The sequence below is a fragment of the Mesorhizobium sp. WSM4904 genome (assembly GCF_029674545.1).
Lineage (GTDB): Bacteria > Pseudomonadota > Alphaproteobacteria > Rhizobiales > Rhizobiaceae > Mesorhizobium.
In genome coordinates, this window is the sequence record NZ_CP121354.1 from 5,612,309 (window position 1) to 5,632,320 (window position 20,012).

14 protein-coding genes, 1 tRNA gene and 2 pseudogenes are annotated in these 20,012 nt (G+C 63.7%); 11 read left to right on the forward strand and 6 right to left on the reverse strand.

The genetic code is table 11. The annotated features are described in order from the left end of the window. Window positions 1-23 precede the first annotated feature (23 nt). Window positions 24-251: an AbrB/MazE/SpoVT family DNA-binding domain-containing protein gene (locus QAZ47_RS27280; RefSeq protein ID WP_278231426.1), complete on the forward strand. Its 228-nt coding sequence runs from the start codon at window positions 24-26 to the stop codon at window positions 249-251. A 394-nt stretch (window positions 252-645) separates the two neighbouring features. On the opposite strand, the gene greA is transcribed toward QAZ47_RS27280, so the two are convergent. Beyond that, entirely contained in the window at window positions 646-1,128 is a 483-nt protein-coding gene (greA, locus tag QAZ47_RS27285) for a transcription elongation factor GreA (RefSeq protein ID WP_278231427.1), read from the reverse strand. A 106-nt stretch (window positions 1,129-1,234) separates the two neighbouring features. Here greA and QAZ47_RS27290 point away from each other — a divergent pair, with 106 nt between their 5' ends. Continuing rightward, complete coding sequence (locus QAZ47_RS27290; RefSeq protein ID WP_278231428.1) at window positions 1,235-2,611, forward strand: TIGR03808 family TAT-translocated repetitive protein; 1,377 nt, start codon at window positions 1,235-1,237, stop codon at window positions 2,609-2,611. A 125-nt stretch (window positions 2,612-2,736) separates the two neighbouring features. After that, a complete protein-coding gene (locus QAZ47_RS27295; RefSeq protein WP_278231429.1) occupies window positions 2,737-3,018 on the forward strand; it encodes a DUF1778 domain-containing protein in 282 nt (93 codons plus the stop codon). Between the two features lie 76 nt (window positions 3,019-3,094). Here the strand turns inward: QAZ47_RS27295 and QAZ47_RS27300 are convergent, their stop codons facing one another. Then, on the reverse strand, window positions 3,095-4,099 hold the full coding sequence (locus tag QAZ47_RS27300; RefSeq protein ID WP_278231430.1) for an asparaginase: 1,005 nt from the start codon (window positions 4,097-4,099) through the stop codon (window positions 3,095-3,097). A 53-nt stretch (window positions 4,100-4,152) separates the two neighbouring features. Further along, on the reverse strand, window positions 4,153-5,319 hold the full coding sequence (locus QAZ47_RS27305; protein ID WP_278231431.1) for an acetyl-CoA acetyltransferase: 1,167 nt from the start codon (window positions 5,317-5,319) through the stop codon (window positions 4,153-4,155). A gap of 188 nt (window positions 5,320-5,507) precedes the next feature. On the opposite strand from QAZ47_RS27305, the gene betI reads away from it, so the two are divergent. From betI to betB, 5 genes are read left to right on the forward strand one after another with little or no spacing between them, the layout of a single operon-like run. Continuing rightward, window positions 5,508-6,098, forward strand: coding sequence for a transcriptional regulator BetI (gene betI / locus QAZ47_RS27310; protein ID WP_278231432.1), 591 nt, complete (start codon window positions 5,508-5,510; stop codon window positions 6,096-6,098). Continuing rightward, a complete protein-coding gene (gene betC, locus QAZ47_RS27315; RefSeq protein ID WP_278231433.1) occupies window positions 6,095-7,624 on the forward strand; it encodes a choline-sulfatase in 1,530 nt (509 codons plus the stop codon). The genes betI and betC overlap by 4 nt, the downstream gene beginning before the upstream one ends. Next, window positions 7,624-8,631: a threonine/serine dehydratase gene (locus QAZ47_RS27320; protein WP_278231434.1), complete on the forward strand. Its 1,008-nt coding sequence runs from the start codon at window positions 7,624-7,626 to the stop codon at window positions 8,629-8,631. The genes betC and QAZ47_RS27320 overlap by 1 nt, the downstream gene beginning before the upstream one ends. A 3-nt stretch (window positions 8,632-8,634) precedes the next feature. After that, window positions 8,635-10,287 (forward strand): choline dehydrogenase, encoded by a 1,653-nt coding sequence (betA, locus tag QAZ47_RS27325; RefSeq protein WP_278231435.1) that lies wholly within the window; start codon window positions 8,635-8,637, stop codon window positions 10,285-10,287. Window positions 10,288-10,340: 53 nt separating this feature from the next. Beyond that, window positions 10,341-11,804, forward strand: a complete 1,464-nt coding sequence (gene betB, locus QAZ47_RS27330) for a betaine-aldehyde dehydrogenase (RefSeq protein WP_278231436.1) — start codon at window positions 10,341-10,343, stop codon at window positions 11,802-11,804. An 80-nt stretch (window positions 11,805-11,884) separates the two neighbouring features. Here the strand turns inward: betB and QAZ47_RS27335 are convergent, their stop codons facing one another. Both QAZ47_RS27335 and QAZ47_RS27340 read right to left on the reverse strand, forming a co-directional pair. Next, window positions 11,885-14,122 carry an AGE family epimerase/isomerase gene (locus QAZ47_RS27335; protein WP_278231437.1) on the reverse strand — a complete coding sequence of 746 codons (2,238 nt, stop codon included), beginning with the start codon at window positions 14,120-14,122 and terminating at the stop codon, window positions 11,885-11,887. A 46-nt stretch (window positions 14,123-14,168) separates the two neighbouring features. Continuing rightward, a pseudogene (locus tag QAZ47_RS27340) lies at window positions 14,169-14,390 on the reverse strand (LysR substrate-binding domain-containing protein); the annotation flags it as partial. On the opposite strand from QAZ47_RS27340, the pseudogene QAZ47_RS27345 reads away from it, so the two are divergent. Then, window positions 14,385-15,045 (forward strand): annotated as a pseudogene (locus QAZ47_RS27345) (NmrA family NAD(P)-binding protein); the annotation flags it as partial. The pseudogenes QAZ47_RS27340 and QAZ47_RS27345 overlap by 6 nt on opposite strands. Window positions 15,046-15,061: 16 nt before the next feature. Here QAZ47_RS27345 and QAZ47_RS27350 read toward each other — a convergent pair. After that, a complete protein-coding gene (locus QAZ47_RS27350; protein ID WP_278231439.1) occupies window positions 15,062-16,579 on the reverse strand; it encodes a phosphomannomutase/phosphoglucomutase in 1,518 nt (505 codons plus the stop codon). A gap of 198 nt (window positions 16,580-16,777) precedes the next feature. Here QAZ47_RS27350 and QAZ47_RS27355 point away from each other — a divergent pair. Continuing rightward, window positions 16,778-16,854 (forward strand) — tRNA-Pro (locus tag QAZ47_RS27355). An 859-nt stretch (window positions 16,855-17,713) separates the two neighbouring features. Further along, complete coding sequence (locus QAZ47_RS27360) at window positions 17,714-20,011, forward strand: FdhF/YdeP family oxidoreductase (RefSeq protein ID WP_278231440.1); 2,298 nt, start codon at window positions 17,714-17,716, stop codon at window positions 20,009-20,011. The last annotated feature ends 1 nt before the right edge of the window (window position 20,012 follow it).

Genomic DNA, 20,012 nt, shown 5'->3' on the forward strand with positions numbered 1-20,012 from the left:
TTATACACAACCATGGCGCGATAATGTTTAAGACGATCATCCATGCGCTTGAAGACGGATCAGGAGCCTTACTGCTACCACGCGAAATGCTCGACAGCTTGAACCTTCAAGTTGGCGATCAGCTCCAGATTATCGAAACTGAGGATGGCTTCGTTCTAAGGCCAGTGAGCGGCAGCTTCGAACAGGAGATGAGCGCTGCTCGCGATGTCATGGACAAGTATGATGTCGCGCTAGGGAAGTTGGCAAAGTAGACATCGCCGTCTCGTTTTCGGCCGATGTATTTTGCAAAGTTGCAGGTCTGGCGGCGGCAAGATTTCACGTCCGTTTCCGTAAAGCCAGCGCAAGCGCTTGGGGTTAGTTAAGCCTCGCAACTTCGTCAATCCCAGGGCGGAGCAGCCGCGAAGCGGCGTCGCGGAGACCCTGGGATCCATGCCGTGACCTTGCTCGAGGGGTGCAGCCGAGCAGAACTCTGCACCGCCGCAACACTTCGAAGTCACGGCATGGATCCTTGGGTCTACGCGGTACGCTTCGCTCCCCGCTCCGCCCAAGGATGACGACGGGATGGGCGTTTTCGGCCAATCTCCGAAGCATGCGACCTGCCAACGCAAGCAAAGCCGACGGGGTCAAAATTTCTGTGCTAGGGAGCTAGTTCTCGGCCTTGTCCGAGAGCTTGACGATCTCCCATTCCTTGCCGTTGACGGCGACGACCTCGCCGACCTTCTTGCCGAAGAGAGCCATGGCCATCGGCGAGACATGCGAGATACTGCCTTTCGACGGGTTGGCTTCATCCTCGCCGACGATGCGCCAATGCACCTTTTTGCCGTCATCGTTTTCCAGCGTGACGCCCATGCCGAAGCGGACAACGTCGCTGCCCGGCTCCGGCACGGAAAGCTCGGCGCTTTCGCGCCGGGCGGTCCAGTAGCGCAGGTCGCGCGACACGACAGCAAGGCGCTCGCGGTCGCCACGCCTTTCGGCCTTGGCCATCAGGTCGCGCAACTCGGCCAGGTTCTCCTCGATCATCGCCAGACCGCGCTCCGTCACCAGATTGCGATGCGGGCTGATCGGACGTTCGCCGACGCCGGCGATGGCATTTTCGCTGTCTTCTTCGCGTGTGAAAGCTCTGCTCATTCAATGAACTTAGGCTTGGTGAGGCTGCTGCACAAGCGATTTGCCTGCGGACCTGCCTTGGCACGATTCCTGCGATGAACCGGGCGAAACGCCGGGACCTGTGCCGATGTTGAACAGACGAACGCTGCTTGCCCAGACCGCCGGCCTCGCCGTTGCCGGGCTCTTTTCCGGCAAGGCATCGGCGAAGATGCTGCCCGGCATCGAGACGGCCGCGATGCGCGGCTCTATCAACGCCATCGAGATCGGCGTGCAGCCGGGCACGCTGGACGACCAGAGCAAAACCTTTACCAAGATGCTCGCCGACGCGAGCGAACGCGACGCGCCGGTGTTCCTGCCGCCCGGCACCTATCTCGTCTCCAACCTGAAGCTGCCGGCGCGCGTGCGGCTGTCGGGCGTGCCCGGCGCAACCCGCATCGTCTACGGCGGCAACGGCCATCTGATGATGGCCGAGCAGGCCGAGCATATCGAACTCAGCGGACTGGTGCTCGACGGCAGCAATCGCTGGCTCGCCGATTATACGCAAGGACTGCTCGATCTGCGCCGCGTCGCCCATCTCGCCATCGACAATTGCCAGGTCACCGGCAGCGGCAAGAACGGACTGGCGCTGGAGCATGTCGTCGGCCGCGTCGGCCGCTCCGATATTTCCGGCGCCGCCGACGCCGGCATCTATTCGGTCGAGGCCGGCGGGCTGGAGATTTCGGGCAACACGGTCTCAGACTGCGCCAATGGCGGCATACTCGTGCATCGCTGGCAACAGGCGGAAGACGGCACAATCGTCAGCGGCAACCGGGTGCAGCGCATCGGCGCGCGGAGCGGCGGCACCGGCCAGAACGGCAACGGCATTAACGCCTTCCGCGCCGGCAATGTCATCATCTCGGGCAACATCGTCTCGGATTGTGCCTTCTCGGCGATCCGCGCCAACAGCTCCAGCAATCTGCAGATCACCGGCAACACCTGCTCACGCTCGGGCGAGACCGGCATCTATTCGGAATTCTCCTTCGAGGGCGCGGTCCTCAGCAACAATCTGGTCGACGGCGCCGCAAACGGCATATCGATCGTCAACTTCAACGAAGGCGGTCGCATGGCCGTGTGCTCGAACAACATCGTGCGCAACCTGACGACAGTCGGCCCCTACACCGCCGACCCACCGGGCTTCGGCGTCGGTATCAGCGCCGAGGCCGATACCACGGTCTCCGGCAACGTGGTCGAGAACGCGCCGCTCTACGGGATGCAGCTCGGCTGGGGGCCCTATCTGCGCAATGTGGTGGCGACGGGAAACGTCATCCGCAAGGTGGGTACGGGCATCGCCGTCAGCGTCGTCGAGGGCTCCGGCAGCGCCGTCATCTCGGACAATGTGATCGATGGCGCGCAGAACGGCGCGATTGTTGGCCAGCGCTGGGCCGATCCGGTGACCGGCGATCTCGCCAAGTCAAGCGAGAGCGGCTACGCGCATCTCACCGTCGAGCGGAATAAGGTGAGCTAAAGCGCCTTCACAGGCCACGTGACGAGGCGCTATGCCGCGTTAACCAGAAGCCACGGTGATATGCATCTGAATTCAGATGCACATTGTGTCGAATATTTTATGTTGGTGAGGGAGGAGCCATTGCCATGGCCACCAAGGATCAGGACGCCCACGCCAAGCCCGTCAATCTGCGTATCCGCGACGATATCCTCGTCCTGATCGATCGCGCCGCGAAGATCCGCGGGAAGACCCGCTCCGACTTCATGATCGACGCCGCTTACCGTGCGGCGGAAGATGCGCTGCTCGACCATACGTTCGTCAAGGTCGATGCCGATAGCTATCAGCACTATCTCGATACCCTCGATCGGCCAGCGAGCGGCGAGGGATTTGCCCGGCTGATGAATGCGCCCAAACCCTGGCAGGATTGATGCTTTCGGCGCTAGCCCTTCTTACCGAAGTCCTCGATCTTTTTAAAAGCGCGGCATCCGGCTTCGAGAGGCCGCATTAAATCAGCGCCGCAGTCGGCTGTAGCGAGCCGACCTTGGCGCCGACGCGGCTTTCGACCGGCGGACGGGCGAGTTCGTTGAGCCTTGCCGCGAGCGCTTCGTCGCTGCGCAGCAGTTTTGCCAGCACCGCCGCGATCATCACTTCAGAGGCGCGGCCGGCACCGTCATCGCATTTCAACGCGATGCCGAGGCCAAGTTCGGGAACGGCAGCGCAGTAGACGGCTTCGGCGCCGGTCTTGACGAAAATTCGGCCGGGGGCGGCCTGCATCAGCGCGAGGTCCGCCTTGCCGGTGCCGGCGACCAAGAAAGGCTCGGCCATGCAAGCCGACAGCAGTCGCTTCGCCGCCTTGGCGCGCTCGGGCGCGAAGCCCCGGCCCGTCGCCATGCGGGCAAAGCCGAGCGCGAAGCTCTTCAACGGCACGGCATAGGTGGGAATGGAGCAGCCGTCGGTTGCGCGATGGTCGACATCATGCGCGGCGCCGGTGACGGATTGCATGGCGTCGCGCACCATTTCCTGGAGCGCATGGCCGGCCTTGACGTAACCGCCATGGGCTATGCCGGCGTGGACGCAGGTGCAGAGGAAGCCGGAATGCTTGCCGGAGCAGTTGTTGTGCAAAGGGTTCGGCACGCCGCCAGCGCGGGCGAGCGCGATCGTGGCGCCGTGGCTCGACGGCCAGTGCGCGCCGCATTCGAGCGCCGTCCTGTCGAGACCGGCCTTGGCAAGCATCGCTTGCGCCAGTTCGACATGCGCCGGCTCGCCCGAATGCGAGGCGCAAGCGAGCGCCAGCTCGCGGTCGCCGAAGCCATAGGCGTCGGCTGCACCCGATTCGACCAGCGGCAGGGCCTGGATCGCTTTCACCGCCGAGCGCGGGAACACCGGGCGGGTCGTGTCGCCGATCTCCCAGACGGGCTTGCCGTCGGCATCGAAAACGGAGACGGCGCCACGATGGGCGCTTTCGACCACCGCGCCGCGCAGAACCTCGACCAGAACCGGATTTGCCATGTTGCCTCCCGCACGCGCGCGCCCAAAGGGTGCCGCTTCAATGCGGGCCGCTTCTACCTGATCCGGTCGAGGATGGAAACGTAATTGGCTACCGCCGCGCCGCCCATGTTGAAGATGCCGCCGAGCTTGGCACCCGGCACCTGGATGCCGCCGGCCTCGCCGGTCAGCTGCATGGCTGTCAGTACATGCATCGAGACGCCGGTGGCGCCGATCGGATGACCCTTGGCCTTCAGCCCGCCGGACGGATTGACCGGCAGGCGACCGTCCTTGGCCGTCACCCCTTCCATCGCGAGCTTCGCGCCCTCGCCGGGCTTGGCCAGGCCCATCGCTTCGTATTCGATGAGCTCGGCGATGGTGAAGCAGTCATGCGTCTCGACGAAGGAGAGGTCGTCGAGGGTGACGCCGGCCTTCTTCAGCGCCTGCTCCCACGCCCGCTCGCAGCCTTCGAAGGCAAGGATGTCGCGCTTCGACATCGGCAGGAAATCCTGGACATGCTCGTTGGCGCGGAAGGTCACGGCGCGGCGCATCCTCAGCGCCGTCGCGGTGTCGGTGAGCACCAGCGCCGCCGCGCCGTCCGAGACCAGCGAACAGTCGGTACGCTTCAAGGGGCCAGCGACGAACGGGTTCTTCTCGCTTTCCTGGCGGCAGAATTCGAAGCCGAAATCCTTGCGCATCTGCGCATAGGGATTGTCGACGCCGTTCTTGTGGTTCTTGGCGGCGATCATGGCGAGCGCGTCCGACTGGTCGCCGTAGCGTTGGAAATAGGCCTGGGCGATCTTACCGAAGACGCCGGCGAAGCCGGCGGGCGTGTCGCCGTCCTCGGGGAGATAAGAGGCCTTGAGCAGGTTCTTGCCGATCTCCGGGCCTGGCGTGGTCGTCATCTGCTCGGCGCCGACCACCAACACGATGCGGGCGGCATTGGCGTCGATGGCGCGGATGCCCTGCCTGACGGCAGCGGAACCGGTGGCGCAGGCGTTCTCGACGCGCGTCGCCGGCTTGAAGCGCAGCCGATCGTCAGCCTGCAGAACGAGGCTCGCGGTGAAATCCTGCGGCGAGAAGCCGGCGTTGAAATGGCCAAGCACGATCTCGTCGACATCGTCCGGGCCGATGCCGGCATGGTCGAGCGCGTCCACGGCGACCTTGGTGATGAGGCCCTCGAGCGTTTCGCCTTCGAGCTTGCCGAAGCGCGAATGCGCCCAGCCGACGATGCATGCGGTCATGGCAGCCTCCATTTGCCGCGCAGCCTAGCACGTCCTGTCGCGGCATGAGATTCAATATTGTTCAACAGTGAACCGTTTTCCAGCCGAAGGTATGGGCCAGAGCCACACGATCGGTTGATCGTGGGACCGATTTTTTATTGATTGATCCGTCAATAAAAAATAATCTCTGCGGGAACCGGATCTCCCGCATGCCGAAAATCGGAATGGAACCGCTGCGCCGCAAGGCGCTCATCGACGCGACGATCTCGGCGATCGGCGAACGCGGTTCGCTTGACGTGACCATGTCGGAGATCGCCGGGCGCGCCGGCGTGTCCTCGGCGCTCGCGCATCATTATTTCGGCGCCAAGGACGAGCTGCTGTTCGCGACGATGCGGCACATCCTTGCCGAGCTCAACGCCGACACAAGACAGGCGCTTCGCCTTGCCACCACGCCGCGTCAGCGTGTCTCGGCCGTCGTCGCGGTCAGTTTCTCCGATGAGCAGTTCCAACCCGAGATCATCGCTGCCTGGCTCGCCTTCTATGTCGAGGCGCAGAAATCGACCGAACTACGCCGCCTGCTGCGTGTCTACGCCCGGCGTCTCAATTCCAATCTGATGAGCGGGCTGACCGGCATCCTGCCCAAAGCCGAGGCCGACCGCGTGGCGGAAGCGACCGCGGCGCTGATCGACGGGCTCTACATCCGGCGCGCGCTGAAGGACGGCGTGCCCAATGCGGCCACCGCGATCGCGCTCGTAGAAGACTATCTCGAAACCAAGCTCAACGGACGGAGCCTGCCTTGACGAGCCGACGGCCCAATTTCCTGATCGTCATGGTCGATCAGCTCAACGGTACGCTCTTCCCCGACGGGCCGGCGGATTTCCTGCATGTGCCGCATCTCAAAGCGCTGGCGGCGCGCTCGGCGCGTTTCGCCAACAACTACACCGCCTCGCCGCTCTGCGCGCCCGGCCGCGCCTCGTTCATGAGCGGGCAATTGCCGTCGCGCACCGGGGTCTACGACAACGCCGCCGAGTTCTGCTCCTCGATCCCGACCTTCGCGCATCATCTGCGCGCCGCCGGCTACTACACCTGCCTTTCCGGCAAGATGCATTTCGTCGGACCGGACCAGTTGCACGGCTTCGAGGAGCGGCTGACCACCGACATCTATCCCGCCGATTTCGGCTGGACGCCCGACTATCGCAAGCCCGGCGAGCGCATCGATTGGTGGTACCACAATCTGGGTTCTGTCACCGGCGCCGGCGTCGCCGAGACCACCAACCAGATGGAGTATGACGACGAGGTCACCTTCCTGGCCGAGCAAAAGCTCTACCAGCTTTCGCGCGAGCAGGACGATCCGGGCCGCCGGCCGTGGTGCCTCACGGTTTCACTGTCGCACCCGCACGATCCCTATGTCGCGCGCAAGCAGTACTGGGATCTCTACGAGAACTGCCAGGCGCTCGATCCAGAGACGGCGTTCATCCCGCATGAGGAGCAGGACACGCATTCGCAACGCCTGTATCGAGCCAGCGACTACCAGTCCTTCGAGATCACGCCCGAGCAGGTGCGGCGCTCGCGGCGCGGCTACTTCGCCAATATTTCCTATGTCGATGAAAAGCTCGGCGAGCTTCTGGACGTTCTCAAACGCACCCGCATGCTCGACGACACCACCATCCTGTTCTGCTCGGATCACGGTGACATGCTGGGCGAGCGCGGCCTGTGGTTCAAGATGAGCTTCTTCGAGGGCTCCGCGCGCGTGCCGCTGATGATAGCCGGCAAGGGCGTGCCGGCCGGCCTCGTCGAGGCGCCGGTCTCCAATCTCGACGTGACGCCGACGCTCTGCGACCTCGCCGGCATCGATATCGCACAAATAGCGCCGTGGACGGACGGCCAGTCGCTGCTGCCGCTGCTCGACGGCAAGGCGCGCACCGCGCCGGTGCTGATGGAATATGCCGCCGAAGGCTCCTACGCGCCGCTGGTCGCGATCCGCGAGGGCAAATACAAGTTCGTTCATTGCGAGCTCGACAGCCCGCAACTGTTCGATCTCGAGGCCGATCCGCTCGAGCGCGACAACCTCGCCGACGATGCCGCGAACGCTGCCCTGGTGGCGGCGTTCATGGAAAAGGTCCGGGCGCGCTGGGACATGGCCGGCTTCGACGCCGCAGTCCGTGAAAGTCAGGCGCGCCGCTGGGTCGTATACCCGGCGCTGCGCAACGGCTCCTACTACCCCTGGGACTTCCAGCCGCTGCAGAAGGCGTCGGAGCGCTACATGCGCAATCACATGAATCTCGACAATCTCGAAGAGAGCAAACGGTATCCGCGGGGCGAATAATGGCTGACGTTCTGGTTCCTACGCTCGACCACCTGAAGCAGGCCTATGCGGTGACGTCCGCGGCCACGCAGGTGACGCCGCTGCTGGAGTCGGCGGCACTCGCCAAGGAGACGGGCGCGGCGCGCGTCTTCGTCAAGCCGGAATCGCTGCAATGGGCGGGCTCCTTCAAGGTGCGCGGCGCCTATTGGCGGCTGAAGCGGCTGTCTCCCGACGAAGCGAAGAAGGGCGTCGTCGCCTATTCCTCCGGCAATTTCGCGCAAGGGCTGGCGGCTGCCGGCCAGGCGCTCGGCATTCCCGTCACCATCGTGATGCCGATCGACGCGCCCGTCGCGAAGCGCGACGCGACTGCCAACTATGGCGCGCGCGTGGTGCTGACCGACCACGGCGATCGCGCCCGCGAGGAAGTGGCCGCCGCCAAGGCGCGCGAGATCGCCGAGACCGAGGGGCTCACGCTGCTGCATCCCTTCGACGACCCGGAGATCGTCGCCGGCCAGGCCGGCGCCGGGCTGGAAGCGCTCGATCAACTGGCGGCGAAGAAGGCGCATGCCGACCTGGTGTTCTGCTCCGTCGGTGGCGGCGGGCTGATCGGCGGCGTGTCGCTCGCCTTCCACTATCTATCGCCGAATACCGAGATCATCGCCGTCGAGCCCGAAGGCTTCAACGGCTTGGGCTCGTCGCTGGCGCATGGCGCGATCGAGACCATGCCCATCGGGCCGAAATCGATCTGCGACGGATTGATGGCGCGCAAGCCCGGCGAGGCGCCCTTCGCGGCGGTGAGTGCTGCCGGCGTTCGCGGCGTCACCGTCGACGATGCCGGGGTGCGGCGGGCGATGAGGGTCGCCTTCGAGCGGATGAAGCTGGTGCTCGAGCCTTCGGGCGCGGCGTCGCTTGCCGCGCTGCTGGGCGGCAAGGTGAATGTGGCGGGCAAAACCGTCCTCGTGGTTGCAACCGGCGGCAATGTCTCGCTCGCCGATTTCATCTCGCATATGAACGATGGGCGCATATGAACAATGCTTGAAGCGGATTTCGTCATCATCGGCTCCGGCTCCGCCGGCTCGGCCTTGGCCTACCGGCTGTCGGAAGACGGCAGGCACTCGGTGATCGTCATCGAGTTCGGCGGCAGCGATATCGGGCCGCTGATCCAGATGCCGTCGGCGCTGTCGATCCCGCTCAACATGAGCCTCTATGACTGGGGCTTCGCCAGTGAGCCGGAGCCGCATCTCGGCGGCCGCGTGCTCGCCACCCCGCGCGGCAAGGTGATCGGCGGCTCGTCCTCGATCAACGGCATGGTCTATGTGCGCGGTCATGCGCGCGACTTCGACCATTGGGCCGAACAGGGCGCGACCGGCTGGGGCTTCGCCGACGTGCTCCCCTATTTCAAACGGATGGAGGATGCCGACGGCGGCGAGGACGGCTGGCGGGGCAAAGGCGGCCCGCTGCACGTGCAGCGCGGCACGCGCAAGAACCCGCTCTACGGTGCCTTCATGGAGGCGGGTCGCCAGGCCGGCTTCGAGCTCACCGACGACTATAACGGATCGAAGCAGGAAGGCTTCGGACCGATGGAGCAGACCATTCTGGGCGGCCGCCGCTGGTCTGCGGCCAATGCCTATCTGAAGCCGGCTCTCAGGCGAAAGAATGTGAGTCTGGTCAAGGGCTTCGCCCGCCGCGTGGTGATAGAGAATCAACGCGCCATCGGCGTCGAGATCGAAGCTAACAAACAGATTCAGGTCGTTAAGGCGCGACGTGAGGTGATCGTCGCGGCCTCGTCGATCAATTCGCCGAAGATCCTGATGCTGTCCGGCGTCGGCCCTGGCGCGCATCTGCAGGAAAACGGCATAAAGGTGATCGCCGACCGGGCGGGCGTCGGGGCCAATCTGCAGGACCATCTGGAGCTCTATATCCAGCAGGAAGCGACCAAGCCGATCACGCTGAACTCGGTGCTCAATCCCTTCTCCAAGGCGATGATCGGCGCGCAGTGGCTGTTCTTCAAGACCGGCCTCGGCGCCACCAACCATTTCGAAGCCGCGGCCTTCGTGCGCTCGCAGGCCGGCGTCGATTATCCAGATATCCAGTATCACTTCATCCCGGCGGCGGTGCGCTATGACGGCAAGGCGGCGGCGAAGTCGCATGGCTTCCAGGCGCATGTTGGGCCGATGCGCTCCAAGTCGCGCGGCTCGGTAACTTTGCGCTCCCCCGAGCCGAAGGCGAAGCCGGTGATCCGCTTCAACTACATGTCGCATCCGGACGACTGGAGCGAGTTCCGCCACTGCATTCGTCTGACGCGCGAGATTTTCGGCCAGAAGGCTTTCGACGGCTTCCGTGGCAAGGAGATTTCGCCGGGCAGCCATGTGCAGACCGACGACGAGCTCGACGCCTTCATCCGCGAGCACGCCGAGAGCGCCTACCATCCCTGCGGCACCTGCAGGATGGGCCGCGCCGACGATCTCACGAGCGTCGTCGATCCGGAATGCCGGGTCATCGGCGTCGAGGGCCTGCGCGTCGCCGATTCCTCGATCTTTCCGCGAGTGACCAACGGCAATCTCAACGCGCCTTCGATCATGACCGGCGAGAAGGCGTCCGACCACATCCTTGGCCGCACGCCGCTGGCGCCTTCCAACCAGGAACCCTGGATCAATCCGCGCTGGCAGGCGGCCGACAGATAGCGCATGATCCGGCGGGCGCCCTCCCCGCCCGGCGATAACGAACGGAGAAGACCATGCGCGCCCAGCCTACGGCATCGCATTACGTCAACGGCCGCTATATCGAGGACGAAGGCGGCGCGCCGTTGCCGGTGATCTATCCGGGAACCGGCGAGACCATCGCCACACTGCATTCCGCGACGCCGAACGTGCTGGAGCTGGCGATCGAGGCGGCGCGCGCGGCGCAACCGGCCTGGGCGCGGCTGAAGCCTGTCGAGCGCGGCCGCATCCTGCGCCGTGCTGCCGACATTTTGCGGGCGCGCAATGCCGATCTCGCCCGCATCGAGACGCTGGACACCGGCAAGGCGATCCAGGAGACGCTGGTGGCGGACGCGCCTTCGGCCGCCGATTGCCTGGAATATTTCGCCGGCGCGGTCGCCGCCTTCAACGGTGAGATGATCGATCTCGGCGGGCCGTTTGCCTATACAAGGCGCGAGCCGCTCGGCGTGTGCGTCGGCATCGGCGCCTGGAACTATCCGATCCAGATCGCCGGCTGGAAATCTGCGCCGGCCTTAGCCATGGGCAACGCCATGGTGTTCAAGCCGTCGGAGAACACGCCGCTCTCTGCGCTGGCGCTGGCCGAAATCTACAGCGAGGCTGGCCTGCCCGACGGACTGTTCAACGTCGTGCAGGGCTATGGCGATGTCGGGGCTGGCCTCGTCGGCCATGATGTCGTGGCAAAGGTTTCGGTGACCGGCTCGGTACCGACCGGCCGCAAGGTGCTGTCGCTTGCCGGCTCGAAGATGAAGCACGCTACGATGGAGCTCGGCGGCAAGTCGCCGCTGATCGTCTTCGACGATGCCGATCTCGAAAATGCCATCGGCGGCGCCATGCTCGGGAATTTCTATTCGGCCGGACAGATCTGCTCCAACGGCACGCGCGTCTTCGTGCAGAAGGGCCTGCATGACCGCTTCGTCGAGCGGCTGGTCGAGCGCACCAAAAAGATCCGCATCGGCGATCCGCTCGATCCGGAAACGCAGATGGGGCCGCTGGTCAACAAGGCGCAGCAGGACAAGGTCGTTTCCTACATCGCCGCCGGCAAGCAGGAAGGGGCGACGCTTGCCAGCGGCGGCAATGTGCCCTCGCTGCAAGGCTTCGAGGGCGGCTTCTTCATTGAGCCGACGGTGTTCACCGGCGTGACCGACGGCATGCGGATCGCGCGCGAGGAGATCTTCGGGCCGGTGATGAGCGTGCTCAAATTCGACAGCGAGGACGAGGTGATCGAACGCGCCAACGACACCGAGTTCGGCCTGGCGGCGGGCGTGTTCACCCGCGACCTGCCACGCGCGCATCGTGTGATCGCCGAGCTGCAGGCCGGCACCTGCTGGATCAACGCCTACAATCTGACGCCGGTGGAAATGCCCTTTGGCGGCGTCAAGCAGTCCGGGATCGGGCGGGAAAACTCGCTGGCGGCGCTGGCGCACTATTCGCAGTTGAAGGCGGTCTATGTCGAGACCGGGGACGTAGCGAGCCCGTATTGAGTTCCTGACTGCTCCAACTCAGCGTCGGCGGGGCAGAGGGGGCGCGAAGGAATGAGACTTGCGGTCTCTTCTGCTCACCCTCACCCCTTCTCCGCCGTTCCGTCCAGATATTGCGTCAGCGCATAGACCAGATGGTAGAATATGCTGGCCGGCACGTCGGTCGCCATCGAGCGGCCGCGCTCGTCGATGCGGTCGATCCAGAGGCCGAGCGGCGCCGGGTCGATGTGCCAGCGGAACAGCCGGCCGACGCGCGCCTCGATCTCGGGCTTGAGGTCGGGCCCGCCCGCGCCATTGAGCGCGATCGCCGCCTTCACCGCTTCGGCCTGAGGCCAACTGCGCGAGACCGTGTCGAGCGGCAGGCCCTGGCGCGAGACGGCGCCATAGGAAAGACCGGTGGCGCGATTGAGGCCGCTGGCGACGGCCGACGCATAGAGCTTGCGGGCAAAGCCATTGAGGTCGGTCTGGCCACTGCGCGCGGCGAAATCGATCAGCAGCGAGGCCCATTCGAAATGATGGCCGGGCTCGGTCCAGCTGCCCTTCTCGCCCGCCACCGGCTTCCAAGCGTCGTCGAAATACTCGCCCAGCGTCCAGCTCTCGGCGTCGAAGAAATGGCTGCGGAAGAGATCGATGATGCGCGAGGCGCGGCGCAGATAGGCGCGCTCCCCGGTCGCCTGGTGCCAGGCGAGGAAAGCCTCGAGCAGATGCATGTGCGGGTTGGAGCGCCGCTCGCCTTCACCACCGGACGTGTCGAGGAAGCCGGTCATGCGGCTGTCCTCGAGATGGGCGTCGAGGAAGGCGAAGGTCTCCTCGCCGAGCCGTAAGGCGTCGGGATGGCCCGAAATATGGGCGTGCGCCAGCGCGAGAAGCACGCAGGAATGGTCGTAGGCGTCTTCGACCGGATCGGCGACCGAGCCGTCGACATTGAGCGTGCGCACCCAGCCGCCTCTATCCGTGCGGCCCTTGCCGGCGATAAAATCGATACCGTGGGCGATCAGCCGATCGGCCGGGCCTTCCCAGCCGCGCTGCTTGGCCACCGCGAAGGCATAGATTTGGCGCGCTTGCGTGCGCATGCGCTTCGGCTTCATCAACGGCGTGGCGTCGAAGCCCAGTGCTTCGTAGAAGCCGCCATGGCGTTCATCGACGCCCACGGTCGACCATAGCGGCAATGTCTCCTCGAACAGCCAGTGGCGCACGCGCCGCCGCCATGCGCCGCTCTCGATGACGCGGCCATGCGCCGGCGTGAACCTGGTCTCCAGCCGGCCGGATTTCTCCAGCTGCTCGACGATCTTCTTGACGTGCTGGCTGTGGCCGACCGGCGCGACGAAGGTGGCGTCGGCGGTCGAGACGATGGCGACGTCCTTCATGCCGATGGCCGACAGCAGGCGGCCGTCGCCGCGGATGTAGGAGTTCTCGCAGTCGATGGCGACGACATCGCCGAGGATGACATTACCATCCTTGTCGGACGGCCCGACATCGAGCAGCGACTGCCAGGAGCCGAGGTCGTTCCAGCGAAAGCTCGCCGGCACCATGGCGATGCCTTTGGCCCGTTCCATGACGGCATAGTCGATCGAGGTCGAGGGAATGGCCGAGTAAAGCTCCAGCGGCATGTAGAGGCCGGAAAGATCGCTGGTCGCAGACTTGTAGGCGGCTTCCGTCGCTTGCCAGATCTTCGGTTCGAAGGCAGTGAAAGCATCGCGCATGGCGCCGGCGCGAAACAGGAAGATGCCGGTGTTCCAGTAGAAATTGCCGGCGTCGAGATAGGCCTGCGCCGTGGCGAGATCGGGCTTCTCGACGAAACGCGAAACGTCGAAGACGCCGTCCCGGTCAGCCGCGACCTCGATATAGCCATAGCCGGTCTCCGGCTGGGTCGGCTTGATGCCGAATACCACCAGCCGGCCGGCGAGAGCCGCCCCGGCACCTGCCTCGATGCTTTGCCAGAACTGTCGCGCGGTGGAAATCTCGTGGTCGGAGGGCACCACCAGCACCAGCTCGTCGCCAAATTCGGACAGCGTGCGCAGGCTGGCCAGCGCGACAGCGGCGGCGGTGTTGCGGCCTGTCGGCTCGAACAACGGACCACCGCCGGCAAGGTCGAGCCCGGCAAGGTCGGCACGGACGCGCTCGGCATGACGTTCCGACGCGATGAGGAAGATCGGCGTCTGCCCGTCCGGCCTCGCCGCCAGCCGGCGCAAGGTCTTGGCCAGCATAGAGCCATCGCCGGAAAGGTCATGGAACTGCTTGGGATTGTCCGCGCGCGACAGCGGCCAGAGCCGCGAGCCGACGCCGCCGCTCATGACGAAACTGACGATGCGCTGGGTCATCCGGATCTCACGCTGAAAACTTGGCAGATCGGTAGCACAGATGGCCTTAAGCGGTGTTTACCCGCTTGGAAATCCGCTCCGTCGCCAGATCGATAAAGGCTTTGACTAAGGGCGAAAGATGGCGGCTGCTCGGATAAAGAACATAAAGCCCGCCTGCGGGCGTGGTGTAGTCCTCAAGAACGCGGCGGAGCCGCCCCTCGCCTATTAGCGCCTCGGCCACACCATGTGGCAACTGGGCGATGCCATAATCCGCAATGGCTGCGGCGACACCATGTTCCTGATGGGCAAGGCTGGAGGAAGAAACCCGCCAAGGCATCATGGCCGATGCGGCAAAAGCTGCCGGCATCGGGCATCTGATCTATTCCTCCGTCGCCGACGCGAACAAGAAGACCGGCATTCCGCATTTCGAAAGCAAGTATCTGGTCGAGCAGCACATCGAGCGGCTCGGCATCCCCTACACGATCAGCGCGCCGGTTGCCTTCATGGAAAACACTGTCGCACCTTGGTCGGCCGGTGCGCTGAGCCAAGGCATCCAGGCCTTCGCGCTACCCGCCAAACGGCCTCTGCAACTGGTCGCGCTGGCGGATATCGGCGCCTTCGTGGCAGCGCTCGCCGAGCGGCGTGAAAGCGTTTTCGGCAAGCGCTTCGATTTCGCAGGCGATGAATTGCCTGGCGAAGAGCAGGCCAGGATTCTGTCGCAGGCCATCGGCCGGCCGATCACCTATCAGGAAATCCCGATAGCCGTGGCCCGCCAGCAGAGCGAGGATGCGGCTGCGATGTTCGAATGGTTCGACCGCATCGGCTACGACGTCGACATCGCCGCCTTGCGCAAGCATTTCCCGGAGGTGCGCTGGCACAGTTTTGCCGACTGGGCGAAAGCGTTCGACTGGAGCGTGCTCGAACGGGCTCCGTCAGCCGGCTGACCGTTCGATCGCTGCATTAGAAAGTCTGGTTGTAGGCGCCGACCTCGGGGCTGCGGCGCAGCACGGCGTCGACCGCTTCGAACATCTGCCGGCGGCGTTCGGACGATACCGGGCTCTCCACGACCACGACAAGCTCCGGCTTGTTCGAGGAGGCACGCACCAGGCCCCAGGTGCCGTCCTCGGCGACGACGCGCACGCCGTTCACGGTGACGAGTGCGGCGATTTTCTGGCCGGCGAAATCGGCGCCCTCGCGCTGCATTGCCTCGAAATCGGCCACGACGCGCTCGACCACGCCGTATTTTACCTCGTCGGCGCAGTGCGGCGACATGGTTGGCGTGCCGTAAGTCAGCGGCAGCGCGCGATAGAGATCGGCCATCGAGCTCCGTGGGTTGCGATCGAGCATCTGGCAGACGGCGATCGCGGTGACGAGTCCGTCGTCATAGCCGCGGCCGATCGGCGGATTGAAGAAGAAATGCCCGGATTTCTCGAAGCCCGCAACGGCGCCGAGTTCGGCAACGCGACGCTTGATGTAGGAATGACCGGTCTTCCAATAGTCGGTGACGGCACCGTTTGCCTTGAGCTTATCATCGGTGGCGAACAACCCGGTCGACTTGACGTCGACAACGAAGGTCGAGCCAGGGTGGAGCGATGAAATATCTCGCGCGAGCATGACGCCGACCTTATCGGCAAAAATTTCGTTGCCCTCATTGTCGACGACGCCGCAGCGGTCGCCGTCGCCATCGAAGCCCAGTCCAACATCCGCTCCACTTTCCAGCACCTTTTCGCTGATGGCATGCAGCATCTGCATGTCCTCGGGATTTGGATTGTAACGCGGGAAGGTATGGTCGAGTTCGACATCGAGCGGGATGACCTCGCAGCCGATACGCGCAAGCGCTTCCGGCGCGAAGGCGCCCGCCGTGCCGTTGCCGCAGGCGCAGACCACCTTGAGCTTGCGGGCGATGCCCTTGTCTCTAGTGAGATCGTCGAGATAGGTCTCGCGGAAGCCGGAGACGAATTCATAGGCGCCGCCGGCAATGTCGAAGTCCGCTTCGAGCACGATCTTCTTCAGCGCGCTCATTTCCTCCGGGCCGAAGGTGAGCGGCCGCGCCGCGCCCATCTTGACGCCGGTCCAGCCATTCTCGTTGTGCGAGGCGGTGACCATGGCGACGGAGGGCGTATCGAGCGCGAACTGGCCGAAATAGGCCATGGGCGACAGCGCCAGACCTATGTCCTTCACCCGCGCGCCGGCCGCCATCAGGCCGGAGACGAGCGCCAGCTTGATCGACAGCGAATAAGAGCGGAAATCGTGGCCGGTCACGATATCCGGCCCGACACCGAGGCGACGGATCAGCGTGCCCAGCCCCATGCCGAGCGCCTGGACGCCGATCAAATTAAGCTCCGGCGTTTTCGCCGCGCCGGGATGGCCGAACCACCATCGCGCGTCATATTCGCGAAAACCCGACGCCTTGATCAGCGCCGAGGTCTCGAACTCGAAGCTGTTGGGTCGGGCTTCGCCAACGATCGTCAGGGTCAAGAGTTGAAACTCCAACGGGTCGAAATGCTGTCTATTGACCTGCGGCCTATCACAAAAGCCTTTAAGCCGGTCTTTATCCGGCGGTTAAATCCATGCCTTCCAGACAACCTTGGTGAAAGCCGACGAAATGCGACACTAGTGCAGCCATTGGCGCTTGCAGGATCGGAAAGTGGCGGCTATAAGCCCGCCGTCTGGTCACGGAGTGTAGCGCAGTCTGGTAGCGCACATCGTTCGGGACGATGGGGTCGCAGGTTCAAATCCTGCCACTCCGACCAGAAAAAACAATGTCTTAGGCGATTCTGAGATCGCCTACCCCACAGATATCCCCACAGAAACAGATAAGAGTTTAGGTTGGCGCGGTATTTGGTAGCCTGGATACGGCACTGCCCGGATGGTCTCCGCTACGTCGGCACGAACTTGCCATTGAAGTTGCTATGCCGCCAAAAGCGTGCATGGCAAACAGAGCACCCGTAGGAACGTCAGCACTTGCGCCGGACTTGAGGGCCGGGCGCGGCGATGTTCACTCGACGGGACTGCCGGACTACTCGGTGTCCCTAGTGACCATAGGCTTCCTCAAAGCACCGCGCCTAGCAATAATGCTCGCCGGTCTCAGCTAGCGCTTCAGATTAGGCCTGATTGTTTCGACCTCCTCTCGCGTGCTGGTATCGGGTAGTTCGCTTGGACCGTCCGGATTCGGTGCCGGATTTTCACGCGTGTCTCGCGGCGGCTTGTCCATTGGTTTAGAGTTAAAGGGTTTCGGGTTTCGGCTTTCGATTTTTTCCCCGTTTTGCTGACTTCGTCATCGTATGCTTCCTGCCCTTGCTCAGTTGCGCAGAAGATTACGGTCCGTGTGGAGTCAGCAGCTGGTCGTTGTTCTCCACTTCTGCGGCGACCGCAGGACTCCACGGCCCTGCGACAGCTCCATCCGCTCGATCTCATCTCGGTCTGAGCGCATGATTTGCTGGCAGGGACGCACCAGGTCCTGGTCCCAACAGACGGCTTTTTCGGCACATCGGCATTGCGCCGGAGTGATAAGGCGGCCATCGATGAGGCATGAGGACGTTGTGAGGGCAAAGCGGAACAACTGCGTCTCGTTGCGGTTTTCCTTCTGCTTTCCTCTTTTGGACGACCGAGATGGAACCTGCTGTCACCGATCACGTCGAGATCAAGAAATACAATCATCCGACCGGCGGATGGGGCTCGCTCAAATCTCTGATCCGCAACGCGCGGGACCAGGGGCTGCTGCTGTCCGACATATGGAGCACGTTGCTGAAGCAGAACAAGGCGGACGGCTACATGTGCGTCTCCTGCTCATGGGCGAAGCCGGCCGAGCCGCGGCCTTTCGAGTTCTGCGAGAACGGCGCCAAGGCAACGATGTGGGAGCAGACCAGCAGACGCTGCGAGCCGACCTTCTTTGCCGCACATACCCTGACCGAACTCCTGGACTGGCCGGATCACGATCTGGAGAAACAGGGACGCCTGACGGAGCCAATGCGCTACAACCGCGCCTCCGACAAATACGAACCCGTAGCCTGGCCGGACGCGTTCGGCGAAATAGGCGCTCAACTCAGACGCCTCGACCCGAAGTCCGTGGTCTTTTACACCTCCGGACGCGCCTCGCTCGAAGCTTCGTTCATGTATCAGCTCTTCGCCCGCGTCTACGGCTCTTCGAACCTGCCCGATTCCTCGAACATGTGTCACGAGTCGACGTCGGTCGGCCTACCGGAATCGATCGGCTCTCCTGTGGGCACGGTGCAATTGGAGGACTTCGCCAAATCCGACATGATGTTCTTCTTCGGCCACAATACCGGCGTCACCGCGCCGCGTTTGTTGCACCCAATCGAGGACGCTCGCCAGCGCGGTGTTCCGGTGATCACCTTCAACCCTCTGCGTGAGCGCGGTCTGGTGAGATTCAAGAACCCGCAGAACCCGGTCGAGATGCTGTCGCCGGGCCCGGGCACGAAAATGTCGAGCGACTTTTTCCAGATCCGGGCAGGCGGGGATATTGCGGCCATGACTGGTATCGCTAAGGCGGTGCTGGCGCTCGATGACGCAGCCCGAGAGCGCGGAAAACGCGTCCTCGATACCGCTTTCATCGAGGAGCACACATCCGGCTTTGTCGAGTTCGAAGCCTATCTGCGCGCCACCGATTGGGAAGACATCGTTCGGCGTTCTGGCATCTCGCGAGCAGATCTCGAACATGTCGCTGAAGTATACAGCTTGGCCAATGCGGTCATCGGCAATTACGGCATGGGGCTTACCCAGCACCGCCACGGCACAGAGAATGTGCAGATGCTATGCAACCTCCTGCTCATGCGCGGCAATGTCGGCAAGCCCGGAGCCGGCATATCGCCGTTGCGCGGACACTCCAACGTGCAGGGACAGCGCACGGTCGGTATTTCCGAAAAGCCGGAGCTCGTTCCGCTCGACAAATTCCGGGAGTTCTACGGCTTCGAGCCGCCGCGGGAAAAAGGGCTCGATACGGTCGAGACCTGCGAGGGCGTGATCGACGGGCGGGTTCACGGGTTCGTCGGGCTCGGGGGCAATTTCGTGCGAGCCGTACCGGAAACCGGACTGGTTGAGAAGGCGTGGCGGGATCTCGACCTGCATGTCGAGATCGCGACCAAGCTCAATCGCAGCCATCTGATTACTGGGAAAACCACATATCTGCTGCCATGCCTGTCGCGGCTGGAGAAAGATGATCAGGCCAGCGGGCCGCAATGGCTTTCGATGGAGGACTCGACCGCCTGCATCCACGGCTCTTTCGGATCGCGGCCAAAGCCGAGCGAGCACCTCATGTCCGAGCCGAGCATTGTCGCGGAACTCGCCAAGGCGACCGTCGCCGGTAAGAGCTCGATCCCGTGGGACGACTGGGTCGCGAACTATGCCCGCATCCGCGACGAGATCGAACGCTGCTTCCCGGCGCATTTCAAGGACTTCAACAAACGCTTCCTCACGCCGGGCGGATTCCGTCGCGACATCAAGGCGTCGGAGCGCGTTTGGGAGACGCCGAACAAGATGGCGAATTTCAAGCTGCCCACCACGCTGGAAAACGATCCGGACATCGATGTTTCCGGCGAGGATGTGCTGACCCTGATCACAGTACGGTCGAACGACCAGTTCAACACGACCGTCTATGGCTATCGCGACCGATTGCGCGGCATCATCGGAACGCGAATGGTCCTGTTGATGAACGAGGAAGACATCCGGCGGATGGGACTCAGCGCGGGGCAGGAAGTCGCTCTCGAGGCGCATACCGATGATGGCGTCGAGCGGCGGGTAAGAGGCCTGCGAGTGACCCCCTATTCGATACCAAGTGGCAACTGCGCCGGCTATTATCCCGAACTCAATCCTTTGATACCGCTGTGGCATCGGGCCCATAAAGCGCACGTGCCGGCTGCGAAATCGGTGCCGGTGAGAATCGTCGCATAAC

Bases quoted from the DNA above. Each gene is read 5' to 3' on its own strand.
- QAZ47_RS27280 (WP_278231426.1), top strand. From the start codon at position 24: ATGTTTAAGACGATCATCCATGCGCTTGAAGACGGATCAGGAGCCTTA.
- greA (WP_278231427.1), bottom strand. From the start codon at position 1,128: ATGAGCAGAGCTTTCACACGCGAAGAAGACAGCGAAAATGCCATCGCC.
- QAZ47_RS27290 (WP_278231428.1), top strand. From the start codon at position 1,235: ATGTTGAACAGACGAACGCTGCTTGCCCAGACCGCCGGCCTCGCCGTT.
- QAZ47_RS27295 (WP_278231429.1), top strand. From the start codon at position 2,737: ATGGCCACCAAGGATCAGGACGCCCACGCCAAGCCCGTCAATCTGCGT.
- QAZ47_RS27300 (WP_278231430.1), bottom strand. From the start codon at position 4,099: ATGGCAAATCCGGTTCTGGTCGAGGTTCTGCGCGGCGCGGTGGTCGAA.
- QAZ47_RS27305 (WP_278231431.1), bottom strand. From the start codon at position 5,319: ATGACCGCATGCATCGTCGGCTGGGCGCATTCGCGCTTCGGCAAGCTC.
- betI (WP_278231432.1), top strand. From the start codon at position 5,508: ATGCCGAAAATCGGAATGGAACCGCTGCGCCGCAAGGCGCTCATCGAC.
- QAZ47_RS27320 (WP_278231434.1), top strand. From the start codon at position 7,624: ATGGCTGACGTTCTGGTTCCTACGCTCGACCACCTGAAGCAGGCCTAT.
- betA (WP_278231435.1), top strand. From the start codon at position 8,635: ATGCTTGAAGCGGATTTCGTCATCATCGGCTCCGGCTCCGCCGGCTCG.
- betB (WP_278231436.1), top strand. From the start codon at position 10,341: ATGCGCGCCCAGCCTACGGCATCGCATTACGTCAACGGCCGCTATATC.
- QAZ47_RS27335 (WP_278231437.1), bottom strand. From the start codon at position 14,122: ATGACCCAGCGCATCGTCAGTTTCGTCATGAGCGGCGGCGTCGGCTCG.
- QAZ47_RS27360 (WP_278231440.1), top strand. From the start codon at position 17,714: ATGGAACCTGCTGTCACCGATCACGTCGAGATCAAGAAATACAATCAT.